This is a genomic window from Streptomyces sp. NPDC039430, assembly GCF_055639435.1.
Genome location: NZ_JBVKAK010000002.1, coordinates 627,722 through 648,361 on the forward strand (window position 1 = coordinate 627,722; position 20,640 = coordinate 648,361).

The following is a 20,640-nucleotide window of genomic DNA, read 5'->3' on the forward strand; positions in this document are numbered from 1 at the left end:
GCGGCCGGCATTAGTCGTTCAAATCCCGCCGCGCCGGAAGTGGATCAAGGGAGATCGCTCGCGGAGGCGGGACTTCCTCCACACCCAGCGGGTAACGTCATGGGGTGTCCGCCGATCCCTCTCCTCGCCTCGCGGGGGAGACCCCATCGAACAGCGCCGGAAGTGACGCGCGGCGCGTGCCGGGTCGCCCGCTCCGCGCCCCGGGGACCAGCGCTGTCGAGGTCCGCAGAAGCACCCGCCGCAGCAGAACGGTCTCGGCCTACCGGGAGGGCGACCGGACCATCGTGCTCATCCCCGCCCGGATGTCGGAGGCGGAGGAGCGCCGCTGGGTGTCGGTGATGCTCGACAAACTCGCCGCGCAGGAGAGCAAGCGCGTCCTCGGCGACAGCGAGCTGACGGAGCGGGCCGAGCGGCTGTCGGGCCAGTACCTCGGCGGACGGGCCAGGCCCGCGTCGGTCCGATGGGTCACCAACCAGAACACCCGGTGGGGCTCCTGCACCCCCGCCGAGGGCAGTATCCGGCTGTCGCACCGGCTCCAGGGCATGCCGGAGTACGTCGTCGACTACGTACTCGTCCACGAGCTGGCGCATCTGCTCGTGCCGGGACACGGCCCGCGTTTCTGGCGTCTGCTGGAGGCCTACCCCCGCACCGAGCGGGCCAGGGGCTATCTCGAAGGCGTGGTCGCGGCGGAGCGGCTGCCGTATCTGCCCGTCGCGCGCGGGGAGTGACGGCCATCGGCCGCCGGGACTTCTGTCCCATTCGGCGATCCTGTACCGAGTGTGTACCGGCTTGGCCGATTGTCACCCCCAGCCGTTAGCCTGACGCGACGCAATCACCTTCCGGATGGGGGACGGTCGTTACGTATGGCCAGGGAATTCCAGCGCGGCCACAAGGCCAAGATCAGTGACCTCACGGCGGGGACGGATCTGTATGTAGGCGTGCAGATCGCCGGCCCCGGGCTGAGCTTCGACATCAGCTGCTTCGGCCTCGACGCCGACGAGCGGCTCTCGGACGACCGTTACTTCATCTTCTTCAATCAGCCGAAGTCCCCGGAAGAATCCCTTCAGTTGCTGGGCGCGCAGGCGGGCGACACGGAGTCGTTCCGGGTGACCCTGGACCGTATTCCGGCGAATATCCACAAGCTCTCGTTCACCGCCACCCTCGACGGCGCCGGACAGATGTCCCAGGTCGGCCCGGGATACATCCGGATCGTCGCGGGCGGCGAGGAAGTCGTCCGATACGCCTTCACCGGCTCGGAGTTCACCACCGAGCGCGCCGTGATGCTCGGCGACTTCTATCTCAAGGACGTATGGCGGTTCGCCGCCGTCGGCCAGGGCTTCGACGGCGGCCTCGACGCGCTGCTGAAGAACTTCGGCGGAGAGGTCGCCGAGGAGGAGCCGGCCGCGCCGGAGCCGGTCGCCGGTGGCGCGGCGCCCGCCTTCGCCCCGCCCGCCTTCGCCCCGCCCGTCCAGAGCACCCCGCCTCCCGCTTTCGGCGCTCCGGCGGAACCGCCCGCTCCGGCGCCCGCGCCCGCCCCGGCGCCGCAGCCCGTGCACACGGCGGCGACCATCGTGGCGCCGGTGAACCCGCCGGGCGGCACGGTCCCTCCGCCGGCGCCCGCCCCGGCTCCGTACGGACAGCCCGCACCCGCGCCCGCCCCGTACGGCCAGCCCGCTCAGGCACCTGCCCCGTACGGACAGCCGGCTCCCACGCCCGCCCCCTACGGACAGCCGGCCCCCGCGCCCTATGGCCAGGCCGCTCCCGCGCCCTACGGCCAGCAGCCGCCGGGGCCGCCCCAGGGCGTCGGCCAAGGTGTCCCGCAGGGCGTGCCGCCCGGCGGCGCCGGTCTCCAGGCGGCCCTTCAGCCGTACCGGGAACTGCCCACGGGCCAGCGCTGGACCCCGCAGAACGGCCAGCTGATGCGCGTCGACCTCGGCGAGGGAGGCAGTCCGGTCCTCGCCCGCCAGGGCAGCATGGTGATGTACCAGGGCAAGGTCGACTTCGGCTACAAGGGCGCCGGTTTCGCCGGCCGTATCGTCGGCAGCGCCACCGGCCAGGAGATGCAGCTGATGCGCTGCACCGGCAAGGGACAGGTCTTCCTCGCAGAAGAGGGCGCGCATCTGCACCCCGTGGAGCTCCAGGGCGACGGCATCTGTGTCTCCGCCGAGAACGTCCTCGCCTTCGACGAGAGCCTCCAGTACGAGGTCCGCCGTATCGAGGGCCACGGCATTCCCGGCGGCGCGCTGTTCACCATGCTCTTCCAGGGCACGGGCACCGTGGTCGTGAAGACCCATGGCACCCCGGTGGTCCTGCCTGTCACGCCCACCACCTTCGCCGACTGCAACGCCGTCGTCGCCTGGTCGGCCGCCTCCCAGGTGATCATCTCCAGCCAGGTCAGACTGCGCCGCAACGCGTACCCCGGCCACAGCGGGGAGACCGTGAACCTCCAGTTCCGGGGAGCGCCCGGCAACTTCATCGTCGTCCAGCCGTACGAGGTCTGAGGGAGCCCGGACAATGAACCAGCAGCTCGCGGGCTATGCCCCCACCCCCGTCGCGGCCCGGATGGAGAACCACGGCCGCGCCATGCTCAAGGTCGCGATGGCCTCGGGCCAGGACCTGTTCGCACGCACCGGCTCGATGGTCGCCTACGAGGGCTTCATCCAGTACGAGCCGAACTCGCCCGCCATCCGCCGGATCGCCTCCCAGTGGGCGACCGGCGAGGGCACGCCCCTGATGAAGTGCGCGGGTGACGGTCTGCTCTATCTCGCCGACTACGGCGCGGACATCGTCGTCATCAACCTCGACAACGACGCGCTCTCGGTCAACGGCAGCAATCTGCTCGCCTTCGACGCCCACCTCACCTGGGGCGTCGAGCGCGTGAAGGGGCTCGCCAAGTTCGCCGGCCAGGGGCTGTGGAACGTACAGATCTCCGGGACCGGCTGGGTCGCCCTGACCTCGCGCGGCACCCCGATCGTCGTCGACTGCGGCCGTGGCGAGGACGAGACCTATGTGGACCCGGACGCCCTCGTCGCCTGGTCACCTGCCCTGAAGGTGAAGGGCAAGCGCAGCTTCAAGGCATCGGCGCTGATCGGGCGCGGCAGCGGGGAGGCATACCAGATGGCCTTCTCCGGCTCGGGAATCGTGGTCGTACAGCCCAGCGAGGACAGCACCGACCGCCTGCGGATCCAGGGCTGAGGGGGAGAACACACCATGCAGAGTCCGCTTTTCGCCCACACCGAGCAGCAGTCCCAGGACCGCTACGCGGTACAGAACCCGCAGCTGCTGCGGGTCGCGCTCACCGGCCAGGACGACGTCCTCGCCCGCAAGGGCGCGATGGTCGCCTACCAGGGGCTGATCGACTTCGACGGTGAGTACCAGTCGGGGAGCCGGCGCCAGTCCCGCGCGCGCACCGGCGAGGGACTGGAGCTGATGCGCTGCTCCGGGCAGGGCACGGTCTATCTGGCCAATCTCGCCCAGTACATCCATGTGGTGGACGTCGACCACGAGGGGATGACGGTGGACAGCGCCTATGTGCTGGCGCTCGACTCCGCGCTGCACACCGAAGTCATCGCGGTGGACAGCCAGTACGGGATCTCCGGCTCAGGCAAGTACCAGCTGAACATCTCCGGCCGGGGCAAGGTCGCGCTGATGACCTCGGGCCAGCCGCTGATGATGCAGGTCACGCCCGAGAAGTACGTCAACGCGGACGCCGACGCGGTCGTCGCCTGGTCCTCCGGGCTGCGGGTGCAGATGCAGGCGCAGACGCACTCCTCGGGGGTCCTGCGACGGCGCGGCAACACCGGCGAGGGCTGGGAGCTGAGCTTCCTCGGCCAGGGCTACGCGCTGGTCCAGCCCAGCGAGGTCATGCCGCCGCAGCACGCGGTGATCGGGCAGGGCCTCGGGGCTCAGTTCGGGGTCGGCCAGCAGGGCGCCCACGGCCAGAACCAGAACAACGTCTGGAGCCGTTGACTTCGTCAAGTGCCAAGCGTTGACGCCGGTGACAACGGGGCCAGGCCGCCGGTCCCCGGACCGGCGGAACAGGGGCGGCCCGCGCGTGGCCGCCCCTTCTCAGCCGCCGTCCCGCTCTCGCCGGCGCAGCGCGGCACGGCTGCGCTCCACCAGCCGTACGACCGAGCCGTCGGCCACCGCCGCGGCCTCCTCGTAGGAGAACCACCGCAGGTCCAGCGACTCCTCGCTGATCGCCTCGACCGCGCCGGAAGGCGCCAGCGCCGCGTACTGGACGTCGAGATGCCAGTGGCACGGGGCCGGGATCGCGTGTCTGTCGAGCTGTACGGGGCCGCCCGCCAGCAGCGTCAGCCCCTCGATCCCCGACTCCTCCACGGCCTCCCGCAGCGCCGCCCGCTCCAGCGAGGTGTCACCCGGTTCGCAGTGGCCGCCCATCTGCAGCCACATGCCGAGCTTCTTGTGCAGGGTCAGCAGCACCCGGCCGCGCTCCGGATCGATCACCAGCGCGCTGGCCGTCAGATGACCGGCCCCGCAGGACTTCCACATCGCGTCGGGATGAGCGGCCAGATGATCCAGATAGAGCCCGCCCAGCTCCGGCTGGTCCTCGTAACCCTTCAGTACGAGGACCGCGTCGTCGTGCAGGCTCACTTGTCGCCGTCGCCCTTGCCGTCGTCGCCCCTGCCGTCGTCCGGTCCGGCCTTGCCGCCGTCGTCCTTGCGGAGGTTCGGCTTGCCGTCCGCGGCCTCGCCGAGCATCTTGTCCAGCTCGGAGAAGTCCAGCTGCTCGTGGTGGACGAAGCCGTCCGGGTCATCGAGGTCGGAGGCCGTCGGCAGCATGTCCGGGTGCTCCCAGAGACGGTCGCGGCCGTCGACGCCCCGCGCGTCCGTGAGCGAGGCCCACAGCCGTGAGGCGTCCCGCAGCCGGCGCGGGCGCAGCTGGAGACCGATGAGGGTGGCGAAGGTCTGCTCCGCGGGACCACCGGAGGCGCGCCGCCTGCGCAGCGTCTCGCGCAGCGCGTCGGCGCCCGTGAGCCTGGACTTCGCGGCCTCGTGCACCACCGCGTCCACCCAGCCCTCGACCAGCGCGAGCGCCGTTTCGAGACGGGCCAGCGCGGCCTTCTGCTCGGGTGTGTCCTCGGGCTGGAACATGCCCTGCTGGAGCGCTTCCTGAAGCTCCTCGGGATGGGTCGGGTCGAACTGGCCGACCACGTCCTCCAGCTTGGTCGTGTCCACCTTGATCCCGCGGGCGTAGCCCTCGACCGCGCCGAACATGTGCGAACGCAGCCACGGCACGTGGGCGAAGAGCCGCTGATGGGCGGCCTCGCGCAGCGCCAGATACAGCCGGATCTCGTCCTTGGGGACCCCGAGGTCCTTGCTGAACGCCGCGATGTTCAGCGGCAGCAGCGCGGCCCTGTTCGCCGGGCCGAGCGGGAGCCCGATGTCGGTGGAGCCGACCACCTCGCCCGCCAGCACGCCCACGGCCTGCCCGATCTGCTGGCCGAACATGGCGCCGCCCATGGAGCGCATCATGCCGATCAGCGGACCGGCCACGGACTGCATCTCCTCGGGCAGCACCTCACCCATGGCCGTACCGACCCGCTCCGCCACCGGATCGACGAGCTGCTGCCACGCGGGCAGCGTCGCCTCGACCCACTCGGCGCGGCTCCACGCCACCGCCGTGTTCGAGCCGGAGGGCAGGGACGTCACGCCGTCCAGCCAGATGTCGGCGAGCCGTACGGCCTCCTCGACCGCGGCGCGCTCGGAGGGCCCGACACTCGCGTCCTTCGTGCCGTCCGGCGTGCCCTGGGCGACCGTCTGGCGGGCGATCTGCTTGGCCATGTCCCAGTTCACGGGACCGCCCTCGTAGCTCAGCATCTGGCCGAGCTGCTGGAAGGCCGCGCCCAGGTCGTTGGGGTTGAGCGAGCCGAACATCGCGGCGAACGGATTGTCCGCACCGCCCGCGCCGCCCGGCAGCCCGAACCCCGCGAAGGGGTTCACGGGACCGCCACCGGCACCCTGACCACCTCCGGCGGGGTCCTTCTTCTTGCCGTCGCCGTCCTCCGGCTCCTCCGGCGGAAGGCCGAATCCGAATGGAGTGTCACTCACGGGGTTCCTCGGCTCGTAGGGCCACCGGCTTGCTGCCGGCGGCGGCTGCCCGGCTACACCACCCAGCCTAAGCGGCACCGGGCGGGTGAGGCTGGCTTCACGGGCCGCGGGCCGTGCCCGGCCGACTGCCCCGGACCCTGCCTTCGACCTGCTGTGTCTCCCGCCTCCGAGAGCCCCATACCATTTCGACACCCGGGCGGCTTCCGGGCTCGGTGCTCCGCCGGACCATGGCCTGCGGCAGGATGGACATCACCTGGTACGTACGCGTCATTCACGTACGTATTGAAGACAACCGCTGGAGACGCCCGGTGAGTTCCCCAGATCCGCAGGTTCGCGCAGCGCGAAACCGCTCAACCACGCCCCCGTCCCGAGGCCCCGTGGTCGCGGTCACGGGCGCCGCCTCCGGGGTGGGTGACCTGCTCACCCGCCGCCTGGCCGCGTCCGAGGAGATCAAGCAGGTCATCGCCATCGACGAGCGCAGAGGCGAGGTCTCCGAGGCGCAGTGGCACGTCCTCGACGTCCGTGACCCGGCCATCGCGGAGAAGTTGCGCGGGGCGGACGTGGTGGTACATCTCGCGCTCGATCTCGACCTGGAGACCGACGCGACCGCGCGTACGGCGTACAACGTGCGCGGTACGCAGACCGTGCTCACGGCGGCCGCCGCGGCGGGGGTGCACCGCGTCGTGCTCTGCACGTCGGCCATGGTCTACGGCGCGCTGCCCGACAACGACATCCCGCTCTCCGAGGACGCGGAGCTGCGCGCGACGGCCGAGGCGACCGGCGTCGGCGATCTGCTGGAGATCGAGCGTCTCGGCCGCCGCGCGCCCCGCGCGCACCCCGGCCTGAACGTGACGGTCGTACGCCCCGCCGTCCTGGTCGGCGGTACGGACACGGCCCTCACCCGCTACTTCGAGTCGCCTCGGCTGCTCGTCGTCGCGGGATCCCGCCCCACCTGGCAGTTCTGCCATGTCGACGATCTGGTCAGCGCGCTGGAGTACGCCGCGCTGGAGAAGGCCGACGGCGAGTTCGCGGTCGGCTGTGACGGCTGGCTGGAGCAGGAGGAGGTCGAGGAACTCAGCGGTATCCGCCGGATGGAACTGCCGTCGGCGGTCGCCCTGGGGGCCGCGGCCCGGCTGCACAGGATCGGCCTGACCCCCTCGCCCGCCGGGGATCTCGCCTACACCATGCATCCCTGGGTGGTGAGCGTCAGCAGGCTGCACGACGCCGGGTGGCGGCCGCGCTGGACCAACGAGGAGGTCCTCGCCGCGCTCCTGGAGGAGGTGGAGGGCCGCCATACGGTGGCGGGCCGCCGGCTCGGCCGCAAGGACGCCACCGCGGCGGGCGCGGCGGGCGCGACGGTGGCGCTGCTCGGTACGGCCGCGCTGGTACGACGGGCGCGCAAGGCGCGGCGCAGGCTCTAGCACCGGTCCCGCGGCTTCAGTACCGGTCCGCGGCTCCGGCGCTGTTCCGCCTGTCAGTGCCGTACGGCACGATGGGTTCATGGCGAGCACGCATTCCCACCCGGGCGAGCAGGCGGCGCAGGACCCGATCCGGCTGCTGGCGATACGCGACACCCCGCTGACCGTCGACGAGGTCTTCCGAGCGGTCGGCGACGACGCGGCCGGCGGCACCGCGCTCTTCGTCGGCACGGTGCGCGACCACGACGGCGGCGCCGACGTGGACAGCCTCGGCTATTCCAGCCATCCCACGGCAGAGGCGGAGCTGCGACGCGTCGCGGAGAAGGTCGTCGCCGACTATCCCGTGCGCGCGCTGGCCGCTGTCCACCGTGTGGGTGATCTGAGGGTCGGAGATCTTGCGGTCGTCGTGGCGGTCTCCTGCCCGCACCGGGGGGAGGCGTTCGAGGCCTGCCGCAAGCTGATCGACGACCTGAAACACGAGGTCCCGATCTGGAAGCACCAGAAATTCTCGGACGGCACGGAGGAATGGGTCGGCGCCTGAGGCAGGCCGCACGCGCGCTTCGCCCGACCGCCGTCGTCTGAAACCCGGTCAGTATCCCTAGGGCCCGATTTGCGTAACCGCACCCCGACCAGCAGCGTTGATTCAGCAGATGCTTATCTGCTGATCGGTCAGTCACAGACGCTCACTTGAGGTCGGGAGAACGAAAATGGCCGCACTTGCCTGGCTCTTGATTCCGCTCTTCGCCGCCATAGGCGCGGGTATATGGGGAAGCTGGGTCTCCAGGGACCGCACGATCGGGGACATAGCCGAGCTGAACGGCTACGCCCGGTTCCGTGACGCGATGGAGAAGGCACCCTCCGGCTCGGCTTCCGCCGGGTCCGACGCTGTCTGACGTCGTCGCGGTCCGTACGTCGTCGTCGCGCGGCCCCGCCGCCCGCTGCCCCGTACGGACCGGCCCCAGGACCGCGGACCGGCCCCAGGTCCCGGCCCCGGACGGACCGGCCCCAGGGGTGCACTGACAGACCCTTACCGTACTGTCGTTCCATGCCACGCCGCACCGCGACGATGCTCGCCTCCACCCTCGTCCTCATCGCGCTGCTCTGCGCAGGCGTGCTGATCAAAGTCCCGTATTCGGAGATGAGCCCCGGGCCGACGGTGAACACACTCGGCGACGCGGGCGGTGAGCCCGTACTCCAGATCTCCGGCCGCAAGACGTATCCGACCTCGGGTCATCTCAATATGACGACGGTCAGGGTCACCGGAGCGGATTACAACATGAACATCGTCGAAGCGGTCTACGGCTGGCTGGCCCACGACAACGTGGTGGTGCCGCACGACACCCTGTATCCGGACGGCAAGACGGAAGAGCAGTCCACACAGGAGAACGCCGAAGAGTTCAGCCAGTCCCAGGAGAGCGCCAAGGTCGCCGCCCTGCGTCGGCTGAACATCCCGGTGTCGTCGCGGATCATCGTCTCCTCCGTGATCAAGGGCAGCCCCTCCGAGGGCACGCTGCACGCCGGTGATGTGATCAAGGCCGTGGACGGTACGCCGGTCAACGAGCCGCAGGACGTCGCGAAGCTCGTCACCAAGCATCAGCCGGGCGAGGACGTCTCCTTCACCATCGTCCCCGCCGACGAGGCGAAGGCGGCCGAGAAGGCGCGCAAGGAGCCCGAGGGCGGCGAGAAGGTCACGATCACCACGGCGAAGTCTCCCGACGGCGGCCGGGCGATCGTCGGCATCCAGGCCGGGACCGCCCACACGTTCCCGTTCACGATGGACATCAAGCTGGCCGACGTGGGCGGACCGAGCGCCGGGCTGATGTTCTCCCTCGGCCTCGTCGACAAGCTCACCCCCGGCTCACTGACGGGCGGCAAGTTCGTCGCCGGTACGGGCACGATCGACGACAAGGGCGCGGTCGGCCCGATCGGCGGGATCGAGATGAAGCTCGTCGGCGCGCGCGCCGCGGGCGCCGTGTACTTCCTCACACCGGACCAGAACTGCGCGGCGGCGGTCTCCGACATCCCCAGCGGCCTGACGCTGGTCAGGGTGAAGACCATCGCGGACGCCACGAAGTCCCTGGACAAGATCCGCGCCGGGGACACGGCCGGCCTGCCGAGCTGTTCGGCGAGCTGACCGGCCGCGCCCCGGTCAAGGGCTAGGTCACGAGGTCACGATCGGGAGTCGGTTACGACTCGAACGTGGCGGCGAGCGCCTCGGCCAGCCCCGGAACCAGCCCCGAGCCGGTGAGGACCTCGTTCGGGGAGTCCTTCTCGCGCAGCCGCAGCGCCGACTCCCTGGCGCCGTCACGCAGCACGGCCACGGTCATCCGCACCTCCTGGCGCTCCGGGTGGGCGGAGACCCACGAGGCGAGCCCCGCCTCGTCGAGACCCTCCGGTACGGACGCCTCCGCGGACGGCGGCAGCATCAGCCGTTCGACCGTCATCGCGCAGCCCGCCACCGCCCCGGGCCAGGCGATGGTGCCGAGGAACTCGTCGAGCGGGGTGCCGGACGGGATCTCGTCCTGCTCGACAGGGGTGAGGGGCGCGACGGACCCGGCGTCGTCGAGACCCAGCTGTGCCGCGAGCTCCGGTTCGTCGGTGCGCAGCCGCGCGGTGTCGACGAGCGCGAAAAGCCTGGCCGGCTGGTCCCAGCCGAGCCCGGAGGCGTACTCGTCGATTTCGAGCACCGCGCGGGTCAGCGGGCTCGCGGCCATGGGTGTACCTGAGGGAGAGACGTTGGACATGACCAACATCCTGCCTCCTTGGGACCCGGGTACGGGAACTAGGTAAAGCCTCAGTAAGTTGCATGAGTGGGCTCTACGATCGCGGGGCCCCGCTTTTCACACGCTGAATCACACGACCGCGAACTTAGAGGTGCGCACGTTGGCTTTCCAGATGCCGGACCGCGGCGGAGGCCCAGCCGGGCCACGGATGAGAGTGGGCCGGCCCTCTCGGCGGGTCCGGACCCTGCTCATGACCCTGGGCGTGCTGGCCGTACTGGCCATGCTCTTCGTCATGTTCGCCGGGTTCTGGACCGACTGGCTCTGGTACCGCTCGGTGAAGTACTCCTCGGTGTTCACCACCACGCTCTGGACCAAGATCGGCCTGTTCGCGGTCTTCGGGCTGCTGATGGCCGGCGCCGTCGGCCTCAACATCTGGCTGGCGCACCGGCTGCGGCCGCCGCTCAGCGCGATGTCGATGGAGCAGCAGAACCTCGACCGGTACCGGATGGGGATCGCCCCGTACAAGAAGTGGGTGCTCCTCGCGATCACCGCGCTCGTCGGGCTGATCTCCGGGGCCTCCGCCGCGGGACAGTGGCGTACGTGGCTGATGTGGGTGAACGGGGTGGCCTTCGGCCAGAAGGATCCCCAGTTCAAGATGGACGTGTCGTTCTACGCGTTCGATCTTCCCTGGTACCGCTTCATGCTGGCCTTCGGCTTCGCGGCCACCGTGCTGTCGCTGATCGCCGCCGCGCTGACCCACTACCTGTACGGCGGGCTGCGGATCACCAGCCCCGGCGCGCGGGCCACCGCCGCGGCCACCGGACACCTGTCGGTGCTGCTCGGTGTCTTCGTCTCGCTGAAGGCCGTGGCGTACTGGCTCGACCGGTACGGGCTCGCCGTGAAGTCCAGCGACTTCAAGGCGGCGGGCAACTGGACGGGTCTGCGGTTCGTCGACGCCAACGCCTACCTTCCGGCGAAGACGATCCTGTTCTGCATCGCCGTCATCTGCGCCCTGCTGTTCTTCGCGACGCTCTGGCGCCGTACGTGGCAGCTGCCGGTGATCGGTTTCGGTCTGATGGTGCTGTCGGCGATCCTCATCGGCGGCCTCTACCCCGCGATCGTGCAGAAGTTCCAGGTCCAGCCGAACGAGCAGGCCAAGGAATCGCCGTACATCAAGAAGAACATCGACGCCACGCGTGAGGCGTACGGCATCGACAGCGCCGATGTGCAGGACTACGGCGGCAAGGGCGACCCGGACAAGAAGGCCGAGCAGCGCAAGGCGGCCGACACCGCCGCCAGTTACCGGCTGGTCGACCCCAATGTGGTCTCGCCCGCGTTCCAGCAGCTCCAGCAGGAGCGTAAGTACTACCAGTTCCCCGCCACGCTGGACGTCGACCGGTACACCGGCCCCGACGGAAAGCCGCAGGACACGGTCGTCGGTCTGCGCGAGCTGAACATCACCGGTATCCCCAAGCGCAACTGGATCAACGACCACTTCACGTACACCCATGGGTACGGCGTGATCGCGTCCAAGGGCACGAACACCGTGACGGACGAGAACGACGGCACCATCGGCGCCCCGGACTTCACCGAGTCCGGACTGCCGACGACCGGCCAGCTCGGCACGTACGAGCAGCGCGTCTACTACGGCGAGAAGACCGAGCAGTACTCGATCGTGGGCGGCCCCCAGAAGGAGCTGGACTACGAGAAGAACGGCGAGCGGACGACGAGCTACAAGGGCAAGAGCGGAGTCGATCTCTCCAACCCGCTGAACCGCGCGGCGTACGCCGTGGCGTTCAGCGAGCCCCAGATGCTCTACTCCGGCGCCATCGGCGACGGCTCGCGGATTCTCTACAACCGCACGCCCAAGGAGCGCGTCGAGGCCGTCGCGCCCTGGCTGACCATCGACGGGGACGCCTATCCCGCCGTGGTCGGCGGCCGCATCCAGTGGATCGTCGACGCGTACACCACCACGAACGGCTATCCGTACGCGTCCCGTACGACGCTCGGCGACACCACGGCCGACTCGCTGACCGACAGCCAGCGCGCGGTGGTCGCGCAGCAGAACCAGGTCAACTACATCCGGAACTCGGTGAAGGCCACCGTCGACGCCTACGACGGCACGGTCAAGCTGTACGAGTGGGACACCAAGGACCCGGTGCTCAAGACCTGGATGAAGGCCTTCCCCGGCACGGTGCAGCCGAAGGCCGACATCAAGCCCGACCTGCTGTCCCATCTGCGCTACCCGCAGGACATGTTCAAGGTGCAGCGCGAGCTGCTCACCCGCTACCACGTCACGGACCCCGCGCAGTTCTACAGCGGCAGTGACGCGTGGCAGGTGCCGGACGACCCGACCAACAAGGACAGCAACTCCGTCCCGCCGTACTACCTGAGCCTGAAGATGCCCGGCGAGGACCAGCAGAAGTTCTCGCTGACCACCACCTTCACGCCCAACGGACGTCCCAACCTGGGGGCGTTCATGGCGGTGGACGCCGATGCGACCAGTGCGGACTTCGGCAAGATCAGAGTCCTGAGAGTGACGTCCACCGTGCAGGGCCCGCAGCAGGTGCAGAGCGAGCTGAACGGTGTGCCGGAAGTCGCCGAGTTCGTCAGGAACCTGAGAGGCACCGACTCGGACATCGAGTACGGCAACCTCCTGACGGTCCCGCTCGACGGAGGCTTCCTGTACATCGAGCCGGTGTACGCGCGCGGTGGCAGCGCGAACTATCCGCTGCTGAAGAAGGTGGCGGTCTCCTACGGCGGCAAGCCCGTCTTCAAGGACAGCCTCCCCGAGGCGCTCAACGCGGTGTTCGGGGCGGAGACTTCACCGCCGTCCACGACCCCGCCGCCACCGGGCGAGCCCACCAAGCCGCCGGCCACCGGCGACAAGGCGCTGCAACAGGCCATCGCGGACGCCCAGAAGGCGTACGAGGACGGTGAGGCGGCGCTGGCGAAGCAGGACTGGACGGCGTACGGCAAGGCCCAGGAGCGGCTCCAGGAGGCTCTGCAGCGGGCCGCCGGCGCCGAGACCGGATCCGGCTCGACCAGCGGAAACGGCGGAGACAGCGGCGACACCGGGAACGGCGGTGACAACAGCGGCTGAGCAGGAGGCACTCCACCCCGTGGTACGGTTGGGACACAACGACGCGGGGTGGAGCAGCTCGGTAGCTCGCTGGGCTCATAACCCAGAGGTCGCAGGTTCAAATCCTGTCCCCGCTACGCGAAGTCGAGGGCCCGGATCCTTACAAGGATCCGGGCCCTCGCCATGCGCGCCGCGCCACGAGTGCCAACTGTGTCTCAGGTCCCGCGAGTTGACCGTGAGCGTGTTTGACTTGTCTCTCTGTGGGCATGTCGACAAAACGCTGAAGTGACCACCGGCCGCCGTATACCGGCTGTACGCGGGTGGTCGGTGGTGCGACGATGGAAAATATGGGGGATAGGACAACTCTGTTGGAGACAGGGCGGTATGTGCAGCGACAGGTAGAGGATGACGCCCGGGCCGAGAGCGGCGCGGCGGGATCCGCCGAGTCCGCCGCCGACGCCGAGACCGAGCAGCGCCACCGGCGCGCCGCCGACGCGGGTGACACCGCGTCGATGAGCGTCCTCGGCGCCATGCTGCTGCGCCGCGGCGATCTGGACGCCGCCGAGCCCTACCTGCGTGCCGCGACCGCCGAGGGCGAACGCGCCGCCGCCAACAACCTGGGTGTCCTGCTCCACCAGCGCGGCTATGTCGACGAGGCGGCCGGCTGGTGGCGGGTCGCCGCCGTCGCCGGATCCGCCGCCGCGGCCCACGCGCTGGGACGGCACTTCCGCGAGCTGGGCGACGAGCCCGCCGCCGAGTACTGGCTGCGCCAGTCCGCCGAGCAGGGCCACGCGCTGGGCGCGTACGCCCTCGCCGATCTGCTGGAGCACCGCAGCGACGTCGGGGCCGAGCGCTGGCTGCGCGCCGCCGCCGAGCAGGGCCACCGCGAGGCGGCGTACCGGCTCGCCCGCGCCCTGGAGGTACGGGCGAGCGAGACGGCGCACCCGGGCGCCGACGCCGTCTACCGCAGCGGTACGGGCCCCCCGACCTCGGGCGGCCGCCGCCGCCCCGGCATTGGCGCGGGGTCGCGCGAGGAGAGCGGCACCGGCGGAGGAGCCGTCGACGGGCCGTCGCTCATCACCGAGGCCGCGCAGTGGTACCGGCAGGCCGCCGCCCGCGGCCACCGCCGGGCCGCGCTGTACCTCGGCGCGATCCTGGAGAAGCGGGGTGAGCTGAAGGAGGCCGGCCGCTGGTATCTGACCTCCGCCAAGGACGGCGAGGCGCGCGCCGCCTGCGCCCTCGGCTTCCTGCTGCGCGACGCCGGCGACGAGGAGAGCGCCGCCATCTGGTGGCTGCGCGCCGCGCAGGAGGGCGACGGGAACGCGGCCAACGCCCTCGGCGCGCTGCACGCCGCGCGCGGCGAGCAGCAGACCGCCGAGCGCTGGTACCGCGCCGCCATGGACGCGGGCGATGTCAACGGCGCGTACAACCTGGGGCTGCTCTGCGCCGCCCAGGACCGTACCGCCCAGGCCGAGCAGTGGTACCGCCGCGCCGCCTACGCGGGCCATCGCGAGGCCGCCAACGCCCTTGCCGTCCTGCTGCTCCAGGCCGACGACCCGACGGGCGCCGAGCCCTGGTTCTCCAAGGCGGCCGAGGCGGGCAGCGTGGACGCCGCGTTCAACCTCGGCATCCTCCACGCGGGCCGCGACGACGACGGCGCGGCTCTGCGCTGGTACGAGCGCGCGGCGGCGGCCGGCCATACGGAAGCGGCCCTCCAGGTCGGTATCGCCTGCCTCAGGGACGGCGACGAGCGGTCGGCCGAGCGCCATCTGCGCTGCGCCGCGGGCGGCGGCAGCGCCGAGGCGGCCTTCCGGCTGGCCACGGTCCTCGACTCGCGCCGGCCGCCGCCCGCGGCTCCCGCGCTCGGCGAGCCGCACGGCGTGAAGACCGAGTGCGAGCAGTGGTACGAGCGCGCGGCCGAGCAGGGACACCGGCGCGCCCAGGTGCGGGTCGGCATGCTCGCGGCCGGCCGCGGGGACATCGCCGACGCGGCCCGCTGGTACCGGGAGGCGGCGGAGGCGGGCAGCCGCAACGGCGCCTTCAACCTCGGGCTGCTGCTCGCCCGCGAGGGCGGCGAGCGGGAGGCCGCGCTGTGGTGGACCAGGGCCGCGCAGGCCGGGCACGGCCGGGCCGCCCTGCGCCTGGCGCTGCTCGCCGCGCGCCGGGGCGAGCTGACCGAGGGCCAGCGGTGGTGCGCGCGCGCCGTCGAACTGGGCCCCGCCGAGGTCGCGGAGCGCGCGGCCCGGCTGCGCGAGGCGCTCCACCAGGAGCTCACCGCGTGAGTACGCGGGGCGCGCGGTAAGGGATTTGCTCTGGTCGGTGGCGTGACGTAATGTTGCGTTCATCGACGCGGGGTGGAGCAGCTCGGTAGCTCGCTGGGCTCATAACCCAGAGGTCGCAGGTTCAAATCCTGTCCCCGCTACTGAAACCGGAGGCCCGGATCTCGAAAGAGATCCGGGCCTCCGGCGTTGGCGCCTTCGGCTCGGCCACGGCGAGCGGTACGGCGGCGAGCGATACGGCGAAGGGCCCGGCGGCGGTGAGCCGCCGGGCCCTTCGTGAAGCGTGACGTAATGAAGGACGTCCGGGGGTTACGCGGACGCGCAGTTCGGGCAGGTGCCTCGGTACGTCACTTCGACAGCAGAGATCGTGAACCCGAAGCGCTCCCCGTCCGGCAGATCGGCCAGCGGATCGCCCGACGGATGGACATCGCGTATGGCGCCGCACTGCGCGCAGACCAGGTGGTGGTGCGGCCGGTGCGCGTTCGGGTCGTACCGCTTGGCCCGGCGGTCCGTGGACACCTCGATCACTTCACCGAGCGTCACCATCTCACCCAAGGTGTTGTAGACGGTGGCCCGCGAGATCTCCGGAAGTCTGGCGACGGCGCGCGCGTGCACCTCGTCGGCGGTCAGATGCACATGGTCCCCGTCGAGGACCTCGGCCACAACGCGCCGCTGGGCCGTCATGCGCCAGCCGCGTTCGCGAAGTCGTTCCAACAGGTCACTCATGGGACCAGCCTAACAGTGAAGGGACCCAGGTCCCGAACGTGTGTGACTTTGGATGACTGCTTGACTTAGACAAAGTCCATCGTAGGATCGGAATCGGCACCCGCCAAGGGACAGGACGAAGCAGTAATGACGCAGGAGGCGCACGTGACGCAGGGACCGCTCACCACGGAGGCCGGGGCTCCGGTCGCCGACAACCAGAACAGCGAGACCGCGGGCGTCGGTGGTCCCGTTCTGGTCCAGGACCAGGCTCTGCTGGAGAAGCTCGCGCACTTCAACCGTGAGCGCATCCCGGAGCGCATCGTCCACGCGCGCGGCGCCGGCGCGTACGGCACGTTCACACTGACCCGCGATGTCTCGCAGTGGACGCGGGCGAAGTTCCTCTCCGAGGTCGGCAAGCAGACGGAGACGTTCCTGCGCTTCTCCACCGTCGCGGGCAACCTGGGCTCGGCGGACGCGGTGCGCGACCCGCGCGGCTTCGCGCTCAAGTTCTACACCGAAGAGGGCAACTACGACCTCGTCGGCAACAACACCCCGGTGTTCTTCATCAAGGACGCCATCAAGTTCCCCGACTTCATCCACACCCAGAAGCGCGACCCGTACACCGGCTCGCAGGAGGCGGACAACGTCTGGGACTTCTGGGGTCTGTCGCCCGAGTCCACCCACCAGGTGACCTGGCTGTTCAGCGACCGCGGTATCCCGGCCACGCTCCGCCACATGAACGGGTACGGGTCGCACACGTACCAGTGGAACAACGAGGCCGGCGAGGTCTTCTGGGTCAAGTACCACTTCAAGACCGACCAGGGCATCAAGAACCTCACCTCGGAAGAGGCCGCGGTGCTCGCGGGCCAGGACGCGGACAGCCACCAGCGCGACCTGCGCGAGGCCATCGAGCGCGGTGACTTCCCGTCCTGGACGGTGCAGATCCAGGTCATGCCGGCGGCCGAGGCGGCCACGTACCGCTTCAATCCGTTCGACCTGACCAAGGTCTGGCCGCACGCGGACTACCCGCCGATCGAGATCGGCAAGCTGGAGCTCAACCGCAACCCGGAGAACATCTTCGCGGAGGTCGAGCAGTCCATCTTCTCGCCGGCCCACTTCGTGCCGGGCATCGGTCCCTCCCCGGACAAGATGCTCCAGGGCCGGCTGTTCGCGTACGGCGACGCCCACCGCTACCGCGTCGGCATCAACGCCGACCACCTGCCGGTGAACCGTCCGCACGCCACCGAGGCGCGGACGAACAGCCGTGACGGTTTCCTGTACGACGGCCGCCACAAGGGCGCCAAGAACTACGAGCCGAACAGCTTCGGCGGCCCCTTCCAGACGGACAAGCCGCTGTGGCAGTCCGTCCCGGTCACCGGCGGCACCGGCAACCACGAGGCCCCGAGCCACGCCGAGGACAACGACTTCGTGCAGGCGGGCAATCTGTACCGGCTGCTGTCCGAGGACGAGAAGGGCCGGCTGATCGACAACCTCGCCGGGTTCATCTCCAAGGTCTCGCGCGACGACATCGCCGAGCGCGCGGTGAACAACTTCCGCCAGGCGGACGGTGACTTCGGCAAGCGGCTGGAGGCCGCGGTCCAGGCCCTTCGCGGCTGACAGCCTCTCGCGCCGAGACGTCAGGGGCCGGGTCCCACGGGATCCGGCCCCTGACGCCGTCCCGGGACCTCAGGCCCCGGCCAGTACCGCCGCGTCCCGCCGGGCCGGAGCCCAGCAGCGGATGATGTCGCGTACGGAGACGATGCCGACCGGTTCGTGCTCGTCGAGCACGATCAGATGGCGGAACCCGCCGCTGGACATGGCGGCCGCCGCCTCCTCCAGCGTCCAGGCGGGTGAGGCGAAGACGACGGACGTCGTGGTGTGGGTGCAGGCGGTCTCGGAATCGGGACTCTCGCCCGCACCGAGCGAGTTGAGGATGTCACGCTCGGTGAGGATGCCGATGCCGCAGTGGTCGGGATCGAGGACGACTGCGGCGCCGACGCGGCGTGCCGACATCAGCCGGGCCGCCTGGCGAAGCGTATGCGTGGGCCCGATGGTCAGGACCACCGAACTCATGGCGTCACGGACGAGCATGGATGGAGTCACCTCCTCGGCGAACCGTTTTCCCAGGTCTCCTGGGGGCCGAGCGGATCGGGGAGACCCTGGAGAAACGATTCACAAGTTCACAAGTGGGGGAACTCTTAGAGTGGCACTGTTGCGCGGAGTGAACAAGGGGGCGCCCGACGCGGAGCCCGGGGCGCGCGAAAAAATCAATAGCGCTGGTTGAGATAGCCCAGAAGTTCTTCGTGGAGGATTCCGTTCGACGCCGCCGCGTTGCCGCTGTGGGGTCCCGGGCGGCCGTCGAGACCGGTGAAGTGGCCGCCCGCCTCCTGGACGACGATCGCCGGCGCCGCCATGTCCCAGAGGGACAGCTCGGGCTCCGCGCAGATGTCCACCGAGCCCTCGGCGACCATCATGTACGGCCAGAAGTCGCCGTACCCGCGGGTGCGCCAGCACGCCCGGGTCAGGTCGAGGAAGCCGTCCAGCCGCCCCTGCTCCTCCCAGCCGGTCAGTGAGGAATACGCGAACGACGCGTCCTGGACGCGGGAGACGTCCGAGACCCGCAGCCGCGTCGCGGAGGAGAGGCTCCGGCCCGTATACGCGCCGCCGCCCTTCGCCGCCCACCAGCGCCGGGCGAGCGCGGGCGCGGACACCACACCGACGACCGGTTCGTAACCGCCCTCGGCCGCCACCATCAGGGAGATCAGCGTGGCCCAGACGGGCACCCCGCGGACATAGTTCTTGGTGCCGTCGATGGGGTCGATGACCCAGCGGCGCGGGCCCGTGCCCTCGACGCCGTACTCCTCGCCCAGGATCGCGTCACGCGGCCTCGCCCGCTGGAGACTGCCACGGATCAGCTCCTCGGCCGCCTTGTCGGCCTCACTCACCGGAGTCATGTCCGGCTTGGTCTCGACCTTGAGGTCCAGAGCCTTGAACCGGTCCATCGTCACGGCGTCGGCGGCGTCCGCGAGTACATGGGCGAGACGCAGGTCATCGTGGTAATCGGGCATGGTCGTCACAGTATCCATCGTGCGGGACGCCGGGCCACGCGGTCCGGTCGGCGAGAAGGCCGCGGACAGCCTTGACAGTGAGCGACGGCCCGTCAACTCTGTGCACAGAGCCGCACGGCCCCGGAGGCGACGATGCCTACAGCGCGTGAAGCCCTGCTCCGCTCCGCTCTCGCGGCGCTCACCGAGCTGCCCTGGTCCGCGATCAGAATGGTCGACGTGGCGGCGGGCGCCGGGGTCTCCCGGCAGACCCTCTACAACGAGTTCGGCGGCAAGGACGGTCTCGCCCGCGCGCTGACGCGGCATGAGACCGATCGCTATCTGCGTGGTGTGGAGCGGCTGTTGGGCGAGCGGGCCGCCGCCGCGGACCGGCTGGTGGCCGTCGCCGAGTGGACGGTCGGGGAGGCGCGCGCCAGACCGCTGCTGCGCGCGCTGCTCACCGGCTGCTGGGGGGAGTGGTTCCCCGCTCCGCCGGCCGTACGGGAGACGACCGCCGCGCCCGCCGTTCCGGCACAGCGCCGCGCGGACGCCGGGCCGCCGGGGACCGCCGATCTGGTGGCGCTGGTACGGGACAGATCGGCGGCGGCGCTGCGCCAGGACCAGCGGAATCCGGGTCGGGGTGATCCGGGTCGGGGTGAACCGGGCGGGCGCGATCCGGGTCGGGGTGATCCGGGCGGGCGTGATTCGGGCGGGCGTGATCAGAGCCGGGGTGATCCGGGCCGGCGCGATCCGGATCAGCGTGGTCACGGGCAACGCGCGTACGACCGCGACGAGTTGCTCTACCGCTGTGAGCTGGCCGTCCGCCTCGCGCTCGCCCATCTCATCGCGCCCGGCGCCGAGTCCGTCGGCCCGCTGGTCCGTACGGCCGTCACCGCGCCGCTCCGCGTCCCCCCGCGCGCACCGCTCAGTGCGCCGAGCCCGAGAGCTGGAGCCCGATGACCCCGATGACCACCAGTGAGATCGAGACAAGCTTCAGTACGGACACCACATCGCCGAGGAAGACCATCCCGTAGATCGCGGTGCCCGCCGCGCCGATGCCCGTCCACACCGCGTACGCGGGCCCGACGTCGAGCTTCTTCAGCGAGAGCGTCAGCAGACCGAAGCTGCCGAGCGCGAAGACCGCGAACGCGATGGTCGGCCAGAGCCTGGTGAATCCGTGGGAGAGCTTCAGACAGACGGCAAAGCCGGTCTCCAGAATCCCGGCGACCACAACCAGCAGCCACGCCATGGTGTAAGAGCCTCCCCGCGTCGGTGACCGCCCGGTACCGCCTGGTGTCTGGCGTGATTATGCCCCTTA

Annotated in this window: 19 protein-coding genes and 2 tRNA genes; 14 read left to right on the forward strand and 7 right to left on the reverse strand. The window is 70.4% G+C overall.

Annotated elements, in window-relative coordinates; genetic code table 11:
* The first annotated feature begins 104 nt into the window (after positions 1-104).
* From ACZ7LS_RS07850 to ACZ7LS_RS07865, 4 genes are all read left to right on the forward strand, one after another.
* Entirely contained in the window at positions 105-728 is a 624-nt protein-coding gene (locus ACZ7LS_RS07850; RefSeq protein WP_382674455.1) for a M48 metallopeptidase family protein, read from the forward strand.
* Between the two features lie 135 nt (positions 729-863).
* Positions 864-2,501, forward strand: coding sequence for a TerD family protein (locus ACZ7LS_RS07855; protein WP_385135576.1), 1,638 nt, complete (start codon positions 864-866; stop codon positions 2,499-2,501).
* A gap of 13 nt (positions 2,502-2,514) precedes the next feature.
* A complete protein-coding gene (locus tag ACZ7LS_RS07860; RefSeq protein WP_382525003.1) occupies positions 2,515-3,195 on the forward strand; it encodes an AIM24 family protein in 681 nt (226 codons plus the stop codon).
* A gap of 15 nt (positions 3,196-3,210) precedes the next feature.
* The gene (locus ACZ7LS_RS07865; RefSeq protein ID WP_382525001.1) at positions 3,211-3,969 is read left to right on the forward strand and encodes an AIM24 family protein; all 759 of its coding nucleotides are present in this window, start codon (positions 3,211-3,213) and stop codon (positions 3,967-3,969) included.
* Positions 3,970-4,068: 99 nt separating this feature from the next.
* Here the strand turns inward: ACZ7LS_RS07865 and ACZ7LS_RS07870 are convergent, their stop codons facing one another.
* Both ACZ7LS_RS07870 and ACZ7LS_RS07875 read right to left on the reverse strand, forming a co-directional pair.
* On the reverse strand, positions 4,069-4,614 hold the full coding sequence (locus tag ACZ7LS_RS07870; protein ID WP_385135580.1) for an NUDIX hydrolase: 546 nt from the start codon (positions 4,612-4,614) through the stop codon (positions 4,069-4,071).
* On the reverse strand, positions 4,611-6,071 hold the full coding sequence (locus ACZ7LS_RS07875; protein ID WP_382674443.1) for a zinc-dependent metalloprotease: 1,461 nt from the start codon (positions 6,069-6,071) through the stop codon (positions 4,611-4,613). The genes ACZ7LS_RS07870 and ACZ7LS_RS07875 overlap by 4 nt, the downstream gene beginning before the upstream one ends.
* Positions 6,072-6,379: 308 nt before the next feature.
* Between ACZ7LS_RS07875 and ACZ7LS_RS07880 the strand changes: the two genes are divergently transcribed.
* The 4 genes from ACZ7LS_RS07880 (at position 6,380) to ACZ7LS_RS07895 (ending at position 9,623) form a co-directional block, all read left to right on the forward strand.
* Positions 6,380-7,492: an SDR family oxidoreductase gene (locus tag ACZ7LS_RS07880; RefSeq protein WP_326810701.1), complete on the forward strand. Its 1,113-nt coding sequence runs from the start codon at positions 6,380-6,382 to the stop codon at positions 7,490-7,492.
* A 79-nt stretch (positions 7,493-7,571) separates the two neighbouring features.
* On the forward strand, positions 7,572-8,030 hold the full coding sequence (locus ACZ7LS_RS07885) for a molybdenum cofactor biosynthesis protein MoaE (RefSeq protein ID WP_382524995.1): 459 nt from the start codon (positions 7,572-7,574) through the stop codon (positions 8,028-8,030).
* Between the two features lie 166 nt (positions 8,031-8,196).
* Positions 8,197-8,382 (forward strand): hypothetical protein, encoded by a 186-nt coding sequence (locus ACZ7LS_RS07890; protein WP_382524993.1) that lies wholly within the window; start codon positions 8,197-8,199, stop codon positions 8,380-8,382.
* 152 nt (positions 8,383-8,534) lie between these two features.
* The gene (locus tag ACZ7LS_RS07895) at positions 8,535-9,623 is read left to right on the forward strand and encodes a YlbL family protein (RefSeq protein ID WP_385135583.1); all 1,089 of its coding nucleotides are present in this window, start codon (positions 8,535-8,537) and stop codon (positions 9,621-9,623) included.
* Positions 9,624-9,675: 52 nt separating this feature from the next.
* On the opposite strand, the gene ACZ7LS_RS07900 is transcribed toward ACZ7LS_RS07895, so the two are convergent.
* The gene (locus ACZ7LS_RS07900; protein WP_382524989.1) at positions 9,676-10,242 is read right to left on the reverse strand and encodes a PPA1309 family protein; all 567 of its coding nucleotides are present in this window, start codon (positions 10,240-10,242) and stop codon (positions 9,676-9,678) included.
* Positions 10,243-10,384: 142 nt separating this feature from the next.
* Between ACZ7LS_RS07900 and ACZ7LS_RS07905 the strand changes: the two genes are divergently transcribed.
* From ACZ7LS_RS07905 to ACZ7LS_RS07920, 4 genes are all read left to right on the forward strand, one after another.
* Entirely contained in the window at positions 10,385-13,315 is a 2,931-nt protein-coding gene (locus tag ACZ7LS_RS07905; protein WP_385135588.1) for a UPF0182 family membrane protein, read from the forward strand.
* Between the two features lie 42 nt (positions 13,316-13,357).
* Positions 13,358-13,431: transfer RNA gene (locus ACZ7LS_RS07910), tRNA-Met, on the forward strand.
* Between the two features lie 201 nt (positions 13,432-13,632).
* Positions 13,633-15,576 (forward strand): tetratricopeptide repeat protein, encoded by a 1,944-nt coding sequence (locus ACZ7LS_RS07915; RefSeq protein ID WP_382674436.1) that lies wholly within the window; start codon positions 13,633-13,635, stop codon positions 15,574-15,576.
* 66 nt (positions 15,577-15,642) lie between these two features.
* Positions 15,643-15,716, forward strand: a tRNA-Met gene (locus ACZ7LS_RS07920).
* 166 nt (positions 15,717-15,882) lie between these two features.
* Here the strand turns inward: ACZ7LS_RS07920 and ACZ7LS_RS07925 are convergent.
* Positions 15,883-16,299, reverse strand: coding sequence for a Fur family transcriptional regulator (locus tag ACZ7LS_RS07925; protein WP_382524985.1), 417 nt, complete (start codon positions 16,297-16,299; stop codon positions 15,883-15,885).
* Positions 16,300-16,443: 144 nt separating this feature from the next.
* On the opposite strand from ACZ7LS_RS07925, the gene ACZ7LS_RS07930 reads away from it, so the two are divergent.
* Complete coding sequence (locus ACZ7LS_RS07930; RefSeq protein ID WP_382524983.1) at positions 16,444-17,895, forward strand: catalase; 1,452 nt, start codon at positions 16,444-16,446, stop codon at positions 17,893-17,895.
* 69 nt (positions 17,896-17,964) lie between these two features.
* Here the strand turns inward: ACZ7LS_RS07930 and ACZ7LS_RS07935 are convergent, their stop codons facing one another.
* Entirely contained in the window at positions 17,965-18,369 is a 405-nt protein-coding gene (locus ACZ7LS_RS07935; RefSeq protein WP_129770432.1) for a CBS domain-containing protein, read from the reverse strand.
* 176 nt (positions 18,370-18,545) lie between these two features.
* Positions 18,546-19,346, reverse strand: a complete 801-nt coding sequence (gene hisN / locus ACZ7LS_RS07940; RefSeq protein WP_382675417.1) for a histidinol-phosphatase — start codon at positions 19,344-19,346, stop codon at positions 18,546-18,548.
* Between the two features lie 132 nt (positions 19,347-19,478).
* On the opposite strand from hisN, the gene ACZ7LS_RS07945 reads away from it, so the two are divergent.
* Positions 19,479-20,282, forward strand: a complete 804-nt coding sequence (locus ACZ7LS_RS07945) for a TetR/AcrR family transcriptional regulator (protein ID WP_385135319.1) — start codon at positions 19,479-19,481, stop codon at positions 20,280-20,282.
* Here ACZ7LS_RS07945 and ACZ7LS_RS07950 read toward each other — a convergent pair.
* Positions 20,248-20,571, reverse strand: coding sequence for a DMT family transporter (locus ACZ7LS_RS07950; protein WP_382524977.1), 324 nt, complete (start codon positions 20,569-20,571; stop codon positions 20,248-20,250). The genes ACZ7LS_RS07945 and ACZ7LS_RS07950 overlap by 35 nt on opposite strands.
* Positions 20,572-20,640 lie beyond the last annotated feature (69 nt).